At 68.5% G+C, this 9,430-nt stretch carries 5 protein-coding genes; 4 read left to right on the top strand and 1 reads right to left on the bottom strand.

Annotated elements, in window-relative coordinates; all coding sequences use genetic code 11:
* The first annotated feature begins 45 nt into the window (after nucleotides 1-45).
* The gene (locus PLE19_11235) at nucleotides 46-3,075 is read left to right on the top strand and encodes a GH116 family glycosyl hydrolase (protein HPD15518.1); all 3,030 of its coding nucleotides are present in this window, start codon (nucleotides 46-48) and stop codon (nucleotides 3,073-3,075) included.
* A gap of 24 nt (nucleotides 3,076-3,099) precedes the next feature.
* On the opposite strand, the gene PLE19_11240 is transcribed toward PLE19_11235, so the two are convergent.
* Nucleotides 3,100-6,147 (bottom strand): hypothetical protein, encoded by a 3,048-nt coding sequence (locus PLE19_11240; GenBank protein HPD15519.1) that lies wholly within the window; start codon nucleotides 6,145-6,147, stop codon nucleotides 3,100-3,102.
* Nucleotides 6,148-6,437: 290 nt separating this feature from the next.
* Here PLE19_11240 and PLE19_11245 point away from each other — a divergent pair, with 290 nt between their 5' ends.
* The 3 genes from PLE19_11245 to PLE19_11255 all read left to right on the top strand — a co-directional run bounded on the left by PLE19_11245 (nucleotide 6,438) and on the right by PLE19_11255 (nucleotide 9,137).
* Entirely contained in the window at nucleotides 6,438-7,727 is a 1,290-nt protein-coding gene (locus tag PLE19_11245) for an FAD-dependent oxidoreductase (GenBank protein HPD15520.1), read from the top strand.
* A 29-nt stretch (nucleotides 7,728-7,756) separates the two neighbouring features.
* Nucleotides 7,757-8,518 (top strand): RraA family protein, encoded by a 762-nt coding sequence (locus PLE19_11250; GenBank protein HPD15521.1) that lies wholly within the window; start codon nucleotides 7,757-7,759, stop codon nucleotides 8,516-8,518.
* Between the two features lie 172 nt (nucleotides 8,519-8,690).
* Complete coding sequence (locus tag PLE19_11255; GenBank protein HPD15522.1) at nucleotides 8,691-9,137, top strand: DNA-binding protein; 447 nt, start codon at nucleotides 8,691-8,693, stop codon at nucleotides 9,135-9,137.
* Nucleotides 9,138-9,430: the final 293 nt, after the last annotated feature.

Below are 9,430 nucleotides of genomic sequence, written 5' to 3' on the forward strand. Positions count from 1 at the left end.
CGCGGGCACTCCCGCTCCCGTAGCAACGAACGAGAGGAGATGGCGATGAAGCCTCGCGCCGCACTGGACCTGATCGTCATGCTGGGTCTCGCCGCAGGCACGGGCCTCGCGGCCGAGCCGGCGAACGAGTTCAAGCACTTCGTGCCGGTGGACAAGAAGCTGGCGCCCGAATGGCTGGCCGCGCTGACGCAACGGGGAGAGCCCGAGGTGTGGCGCGGCAAGGACCTGGTGACCATCGGCATGCCCATCGGCGGCATCGCCGCAGGCCAGCTCTATCTGCGCGGCGACGGCACACTGGCGCAGTGGTGGATTTTCAACAAGCACATCAACACGGGCTACGGCGACCGCTGCTACCGCACGTACCGCCCCGAGTCGCCCGTCGAATCGGGCTTCGCCGTGGTGGTCGAGGCCGACGGCAAGACGGTGGTGAAGAAGCTCAACGAGCAGGACTTCCCCGGCGTGGAGTTCGTGGGCGAGTATCCCATCGCGGTGGTGCGCTACGCCGACAAGGAGTTCCCCGTGAAGGTGGAGATGGAGGCGTTTTCGCCCTTCATTCCGCTGAACGCACGCGATTCGGCCTTGCCTGCCACGCTGTTCCACATCACGGTCGAGAACACCTCGGCAAAGGCCGCGAAGGCGAGCGTCGCCGGCTGGCTGGAGAACGCCGTGCTGAGCAACTCGATGGGGGCAGTGCACGCGCGGCGCCGCAGCCGCATCGCCACCGCGGGTGGCCGCACGGTGGCCGTGCACTCGGCCGAGAAGGCCCCGATGCCGCCGGGCGCGCAGCAGCCGCGCGAGACGATCGTCGTCGCCGACTTCGAGGGCGAGACCTATGGCGACTGGAAGACCACGGGCGAAGCCTTCGGCAAAGGCCCCGCCAGAGGCACCCTGCCCGAGCAGCAGCCCGTCGAGGGCTTCCTCGGCAAGGGCCTCGTGAACACGTATCTCGGCAAGGACGGCCCGCACGGCACCCTCACTTCGCCGCTGCTCAAGATCGAGCGGAAGTTCCTCAACTTCCTCATCGGCGGCGGCAGCCATGCGGGGCAAACGTGCATCAACCTCCTCGTCGGCGGCAAAGCCGTCCGCACCGCCACGGGCCGGAACCTCGAGCACCTCGAATGGCACTACTGGAACGTCGAGGAGTTCGAGGGCAAAGAGGCCCAGATCGAGATCGTAGACAAGGCATCGGGCGGCTGGGGGCACATCAACATTGACCAGATCGAGCAGGCCGACAAGCCGCGGCAGGGGCCGTCCGGCCCCGTCGAGGAGATGGCCGACTTCGGCACAATGGCCCTCGCGCTCGCCGAGGCGGGCGCGTCGGCCGAGAAGCTCATCCCTTTGCTCGACGTGCCTGGCCTCCACGCCGAGGCCGACGCCAGCTATCCCGCCGGCCAGCGTCGCTGCGCCGCGCTCGCCACGCAGGCCGTCGAGCTGGCCCCCGCGGCGAAGCGCACGTTCGTCTTCGCCCTGGCCTGGCACTTCCCGAACCACCCGCGCGGCCGCGAGTACGCCGAGCGCTTCAGGAGCGCCCAGGAGGTTGCCGCCTACGCCTTCGACCACCACGCGCGCCTGGCCGGCCACAGCCGCCTGTGGCGCAAGACCTTTTACGACGATGCCACCCTGCCCCGCTGGCTGCTCTTCCGGCTGCACTCGACCGTGGCCAACCTGGCCACCGACACCTGCCAGTGGTGGGGCAACGGCCGCTTCTGGGCCTGGGAGGGCGTGGGCTGCTGCGAGGGCACCTGCACCCACGTGTGGAACTACGCCCACGCCTCGGCGCGCCTCTTCCCCGAGGTCGAGCGCATCATCCGCGAGATGCAGGACTTCGGCGCGGCCTTCGACGAGAAGACCGGCCTCGTGGGCTTCCGCGGCAACCGCGCCTACGCGGCCGACGGCCAGTGCGGCGGCGTCCTCAAGGCCTACCGCGAGCACCTGATGTCGCCCGACGACGCCTTCCTCCGCCGCGCCTGGCCCCGCATCAAGCAGGCCCTCGAGTTCTCGATCAAGCAGGACGCCAACGACGACGGCCTCATCGAGAACTCGCAGCACAACACCTACGACATCAACTTCGAGGGGCCGAACACCTTCGTCGGCTCCCTCTACCTCGCCGCCCTGCGCGCCGGCGAGGAAATGGCCAAGGATGTGGGCGACGCCGACTTCGCCGCCCGCTGCCGCCGCATCTTCGAGAGCGGCTCCCGCCTCACCCTCGAACGCCTGTGGGACGGCGAGTACTTCATCCAGGACGTTGACCTCCAGAAGTTCCCGAAGCACCAGTATGGCAAGGGCTGCCTGGCCGACCAGCTCTTCGGGCAAGGCTGGGCGCACCAGCTCGGCCTCGGCTACATCTATCCCGAGAAGAAGGTAAAGTCGGCGCTTCAGGCCATCTGGAAGTACTGCTGGGCGCCCGACGTGGGGCCGCAGAACGCCGCGCACCCGCCGCAGCGCTGGTTCGCGCGGCCCGGCGAGGCCGGCCTCTTCACCTGCACCTGGCCCAAGAGCCCTCACCTCGGGCCGCAGAGCGTGCTCTACCGCGACGAAATCTGGACCGGCATCGAGTACCAGGTCGCCGGCAACATGATCTGGGACGGGATGCTCACCGAGGCCCTGGCCATCTGCCGCGGCGTGCACGACCGCTATCACCCCTCGAAGCATAACCCCTACAACGAAGTCGAGTGCGGCGACCACTACGCCCGCGCGATGGCCAGTTGGGGTGTCTACACCGCCTTGTGCGGCTACGAGTACCACGGCCCGAAAGGCCACCTCGGCTTCGCCCCGCGCCTGACGCCTGAGGACTTCAAGGCCGCCTTCACTGCCGCCGAGGGCTGGGGCCTCTTCACCCAGAAGCGCGATGGCGCCGCTCAGACCAACCGCATCGAGGTCCGCTGGGGCAAGCTCCGCCTCAGGAGCCTCGCCCTCGCCGTGCCCGAGGCTCTCAAGGCCCCCACGGTCGTGGCGACTGTGGCGGGCAAACCAGTCGGAGCGGCCGCGCAGGTTGCAGGGGGCAGGCTTGTGCTGACTTTGTCGGAGGAGCTCAGCCTGCCGGCTGATTCCGCGCTGGAGGTCGCGGTCCGCTGACGCCTTGTCCACCTGTCCCCCGCATCACCGGCTCGTGGCCGGGGCGAGGTAGTACACCTCGGCCTTCTGCGGGGCGAGGACTCGGCGGAACTTGCGGAGCATGGCGGGACTGAGTTGGTCCTTGCCGCCGAGCGTGACGCGGTGCCACGCGGCGTCGTCGCGCATCATCAGGGTATAGCCGCCGTCGGGCACGGCGACCGAGAGGTCCACCGTCGCGGGCGTCTCCTCCCAGTTGATCAGGAACAGGAAGCGCTCCCAGTCGCCCTTGGCGAGGAGCGCGGCGTCCACCCGCTTGCCGTAGCGGTGGAGCTTGAAGGCGGCTTTCTCTCCAAGCGTGGTGTCAATGAGGGCGAGGAGCTTGCTCATGAAGGTGTCGTCGCCGGCGACCTCGAGGATGTCGTCGGGGATGACCACGGCCTGACCGCTGTCGGCGATGTCCTTGAGGGCGGGGACGGTTCTTGGCACGCCCCATTCATCGGTTTCGCCGAGGGTGCGGAAGAGCACGACCCTCGTGCCATTGCCCGCCGCCTCGCGCACCTTGGCGGCCGCCGTGTCGCTGAGCGAGTAGGCGAAGGGGAGGATGAGCAGCTTGTAGCCGTGGAGTCGCTCGAGGTGGGCGGGGTTGTCGGCGAAGTACCAGTCGTAGGTGTAGCCGTTGCGGAGGAGAAGGCGGTCGTTCACCCACTCGTCGGCGAACCAGCCGCGCATGGCCTCGATAGCCCTGTCGGCTTCGGGCCACGGCAGCTTGCCGTAGAAGCTCCGCACCTGCCACCAGTCCCAGCTCGCACGCGACGAGAGGACAGCGATGTCGCGTGGCGGGCGCGCGTCCAGGACGCCCAGAGCCTCCAGATCGGTCGCCATCGCGTAGCCCTTCTGCACGGACTTCCAGTGTCCGCTTTCTTTGAGCTGGAAGAAGCGCCAATAGTTGCAGCTCGCGCCGCCGTACATGAGCATCCAGAGCGGGCGGGCGGTGAGCAGGAGGGCCGGCTCCTCGGCCTTCTGCCAGCCCCAGAAGAACTGCGAGGTCCGCCGCCAGCCGTTCGCCGCGGCGAGCAGGCGAATGCCCCAGGGGTCCATGTAGTCGCTGCCGATCTCGTCAATGCCGCTCCTCGCGCCGATGAGGTCGAAGGGCACGCCTTCGCCGTAGAGGTTCGAGCGCTGGACGGGTTGCATGAAGACGGTGGTAGTGTAGAGGCCCGGATGGCGCTTCTTCAGCTCGGTATTCCAGAAGGTGAAGAGGCCGGTCAGCCCCTCCTCGGTGTGGGCGACCCATTGGCGGTATTCGAGGGTGTCGGCCTCCTTGGCGGGCACGGGGTGGCCGAAGCGCTTCTCATAGTCGCGCCGCTGCGCGTCGTCGGCGGGCAGGGTCTCCAGGAAGTGGCCGCGGTAGTAGAACTCATCGGAGCCGAGGCATACGCCGTCGGCGCCCGCGGCCACCTGCTCCTCATAGATGGTGAGCCAGTTGTCGCGAACGTGCCCGCCGTAGAGGATGCTGGGGAACTGCCGCATGCCCGGATAGCGGCTGGTCTCTTCGCAGGGGTAGTGCCACTTGATCGGCTCGAAGGGGGTGAAGTTGTGGAGCGTCTGCGTCACCACCTTGAAGCCCTCGTCGTGCAGGGCATCAATGAGGCACTTCAGGATGTTGTCCTCCGTGCCGTTGCACACCTTGCTGGGCCAGGGCATGAGATCCCAGCAGCTCGAGTTCGTGAGATCAATGAACACCGTGTCCACGCCCATTTCCTTGCAGACTTGGGCGGATTCCTGGAAGCCCTTGTTCTCCTTCACCTTCTCCTTTGTCCAGGTGCCCTTGGGCGTCTTCTTATCGTAGTGGATGCCCCACATCCACAGGTCGGCGCAGACGAGCTTGCGGAACCTGCTGGCCTTTGGCCGCTCCAGCGTCAGCTCGGCCGGCTTGGCCTCGATGGCCGGCACCCCGCCCGCAAGGGGGAACTGGTATTGGTTCACCGCCCAGGCCTTGAGTTCCGCGTCGGGAATGGCATCGGGCGGGACGTGGACCTCGATTTCGGTGACGAAGGGATGGCACTGGCGGAAGCCCCAGAGCGGCTCGGTGCCTGCAATGGCTTGGAGGCGGAGAGCCTTGAGCGCTCCGCCCGGCAGGGTGTGGGTCTTCCAGCCGGTCAGCCCCTGAAGGCCCGAGGTGCGGAGGAGCGGCGCCTCGAACACGCCATCGCCGTCCGCGTCGCCGCGAATCGAGTAGGAATCCGCGAGGCCGTTCAGATGCAGCCGCAACTTGCGGATGGGCAACGGCTTAGGCAGGAGGATGTTGTAGACGATACCGCGGTCGGCGCCTGGGTACGGCTCGGGCGCCGTCTTGGTGTCGCCATCGGTCAGCAGACGGTTGTCAAAGGACGGCGGTTCGGAGCGGATGCGCGCGTAGGGGGCGATGTTCCTGAGGGCGTCGGTGATGCTCAGCTCCAGCCGGGCCGGCTCGTCGGTCTGCGATAGCGTGTCGAGTTCCCCGCGGCTGCCCGTGACGAATGACGCGTTGTCCAGGAAGCATCGGCCCCAGTTGTTCAGGCGGTCGAGCGCTGCCGCGGTGTTGCCCAGCTTCACCAGCGCCCCGTTCGCCCCCGGGGGCACCTCGCTGAGCGTCTCGTAGAGCGTGTAGCCCAGCTCCAGAGCGAAATCCTTCTTCACCTCCTCGGGCGCCTGCTGCTTGCCGAAGCCCATGTCAATCGTCTGCTCGCGGAGCGGCTGGCCGTCCTTGAGGAACACGATGGTGAGGGAAACGAGCCCGCGGCCCTTGGCGTGGACGGCCAGGCGGCAATAAGCGGCGTCGCGCGGCAGCTTCACCTTCTGAGCGATGTGCTGGGGCCGCAGGAAATTCCACTCCTCGGTCTCCAGGCACACGGCGCGGCGGCCGTCCTGCGCATCGTCCACGAGCGCGAACGGCCCGCTGAGCTTCTCGTCAAACACCCGATGCCAGCCGTCTGGCAAGCCGTCGCGGTTCCGGTCCCGCTCGAAACTCGGATTCTCGAGCAGATTGCGCGCAAAGGCCGGCGCAGGGCCAAGGAGGGCGATGAGCACCACAAGGACCTGTCTCCGGATCATGGGCGGCTCTCCTTCGCATCATGTCCCACCGGCCGCTGGCGATGCGTGAACGCCGAGCAGCCCGCTCCACGGCGGGAACATACCACGAAGGCCCGACTGACGCAACGCCCTGGGCGGCAGCGCCCGCCTCGGTTGCCATCTGCGGGGCGGTGCGCTAGGATGACTGACCACACCGGGCGTGCAGGGGGGATGAACCTATGGACCGAAGAACGTTCCTCCAGGCGGCTGCGGCGGGAGCCGCGGCGCTGGGCGCCACCGCACGATCATCCGCTCTCGGAGAGGAAATGGCCATGGCCTTCTATAGCGAGCCCGCTCGAAGCGTGCCGGTCGCCGAGCATGCCGACGTGCTGGTCGCCGGCGGCGGGCCGGCCGGCGTGGCCGCCGCTCTCGCCGCCGCACGACGGGGGGCAAGCGTGCGCCTCCTCGAGGCCCACGGCTGCCTCGGCGGCACGTGGACCGCCGGCCTCCTGAGCTGGATCCTCGACTCGGGCAGCAAGCGGGGCATCATCCAGGAGATCATCGCCGAGCTGGAGAAACGCGGCGCCGTGGCGAAATACGGCGGCGACGTGGGCTACGACGTCGAGACGATGAAGCTCGTGCTCGACGAACTGTGCCTCGCCGCCGGCGTGCGCGTGCAGCTTCACACCCGCGTCGTCGCGGCCTTCGCGCCCGACCGTCGCCTCGCCCTCGCCGTCACGGAGTCCAAGAGCGGCCGTCAGGCCTGGGCCGCCGAGGCCTTCGTGGACGCCACAGGCGACGGCGACCTGGCGGCCCTCGCGGGCTGCGGCTTCGACTACGGCCGCGAGGGCACGGGCCAGGCGCAGCCGATGAGCCTGATCTGCCTCGTCGCCGGCCTCGCGCCCGACGCCGTGGCTCACTTCGTCCGCGGCCTCGCCGAGCCGAAGGGCGAGCGCAACCCCAAAGGCCGCCTCAAGGCCGAGATGGAGCGCGCGGGCGTGTCGCCCTCCTACGCCCAACCCACGCTCTTCTACATCCGCGATGGCCTGTTCTGCCTGATGGCCAACCACGAATACGGCGTCGCCGGCACCGACGCGGCCCAGGTCACCCAGGCCACCCTGCGCGGCCGGGCCGAGGTCCACAAGCTCGTCAACGCTCTCCGCAGCCTCGGCGGCATCTGGAAGGACCTGCGCATCGTCGCCACCGCCGAGCACATCGGGGTCCGCGAGGGCCGCCGCGTGCGCGGACTCTACCAGGTCACGGCCGACGACCTGGCCAACGGCGCCCGACACGACGACGCGGTGTGCCGCGTGAACTTCCCCGTGGACGTTCATTCGACCGACCCGACGCACGACAAGGGCATCACGCGCGAGCGGGTGCGGGCCAAGCCCTACGACATCCCCTACCGCGCGCTCGTGGCGAAGGACGTGCGCGGGCTGTTGCTCGCGGGGCGCTGCATCAGTGGCGACTTCATCGCCCATTCGAGCTATCGCGTCACGGGCAACGCCGTGGCGATGGGCGAGGCGGCCGGCGCCGCCGCAGCCCTCGCCGCCAAATCCAGACGCCCGCCGCACGAGTTGCCGTGGGACGAGATTCAGAAGACCCTATCGCCTCCCGCGTGAGCGCAGAGGCCGGTGCGAAGGAGAATGCCATGGACGACCTCCGTGCGGGCAGGAACTTCATCCCCACCCCCGTCCACACCGACGAGGACGACCAGCGCCTCCTCGCCCTCTTCGCCGGCCTGCGCGTGGCCGACGTGTGCGACGGGATGGACAAGGCGGGCCTCCAGGACCTCGGCCTCGTGTCGCCCGACATTCGCCCTCTCTGGCGCGACACCGTGCACTTCAAGCACCGCATCGCCGGCATCGCCGTCACCGCGCGCTACGTGCCCACCAACAAGCCGCCCCTCGGCCGCCTCGAGCCGCAGGCGTTCGACCGCGCCGCGGGCGACTGGTATGGGAAGCTTTCGCCCGAGCCGTTCGTGCCGCTCCTGCGCAAAGGCACTGTGCTCGTCATCGAGGGCACCGAGGGCGCCGAGGCCGGCAGCATCGGCTCCAACAACATCCTGGGCTGGGCCGCCAAGGGCTGCGTGGGCGTGGTCACCAACGCCACGGCGCGCGACACCGACGAGATCGCCGCCGAGGGCGTGCCGCTCTACTTCCGGCACCCGGGCCGCGGCATCCGCCCTGGACGCAATGAGATCGAGTCCGTCAACCGCCCCGTCGTCATCGGCGGCGTCACCGTGATCCCCGGCGACGTCGTCGTGGCGGACGGCGACGGTGTGATCGTCGTGCCGCGCCGGGTAGCCGAGGAGGTGGCCCAGTATGCCCGCGGCGTGCTGGACGGCGACAAGGCCGGCCGCCGCAAGCTCTACGAGCACCTCGGTCTGCCGGCGGATGAGAGCGTGAGGTGAGACGCCGCAGGCGACGCGGTGCCCGTCGCGCTTCCGATCCGAGTGGTTGCCCTTCAGCCCTCTTGGGGCTATGATGAGGGTTGCCGCCGGCGGTCTGGCGCAATGAGCAAGATGCCGCCGGCGGCCAGAGGCGAAGGGACAATCGAGCGACCGAGTCAGGAGGCCCAGACCGGTGAGAGCGGCTGAGGGCGCGATCGGACGGGTGTTTGTGATTCGCCTTGAGGACGGCGATGTGGTGCCCGAGTGCATCGAACGCTTCGCTGAGGCGAAAGGGATCAGGGTCGGCCACGTGGTCCTCATCGGCGGGCTTGGCGGCGGGCAGGTGGTCGTGGGGCCGCGGCGGTCCGATGCGACGCCGCCCGAGCCGATGCTGCTGCCGGTGGACGGGGCGCACGAGGTCGCGGCCGTCGGCGTCCTGGCGCCGAACGAGATGGGGAGACCGGTCCTGCACATACACGGCGCGCTGGGGCGGTCGGGGGTGACCCTTACCGGCTGCCTCCGCCCGGGCGTGACGACTTGGCTGGTCGGCGAGGCGATTCTCTATGAGATTCTGGGCACGGCCGCGGCGCGCGTGAGGGACGCGGCGAGCGGCTTCGCGCTGCTGGAGCCCGGCGATTGAGGGAGGGCCCAAAATCGCGTAGGACGCGTCCGGCGCGCGCCGAAGAGTGCGGCGGCCGATTTTCATAAGCAATTCACAACACTACACTTGAGGCGCAGAGGCCAAGCTCCGACAGGCCCATAGGTATCAGGGGTCAATGAGGCCCGAGAAGTCGCGTCAGAAGGCCGTTTACGGCGTTTCTTAATGGAAGATGCTAACTAATTGCAGCGTATATACTTGGAACGAGAATAGACTCTACGACTCATCAGGGTTTGGCGATCCTCAATGTAGCCGCCAGTAAGGAGCGTGGGAGC

Source organism: Planctomycetota bacterium (assembly GCA_035384565.1).
Taxonomy (GTDB): Bacteria; Planctomycetota; PUPC01; order DSUN01; family DSUN01; genus DAOOIT01.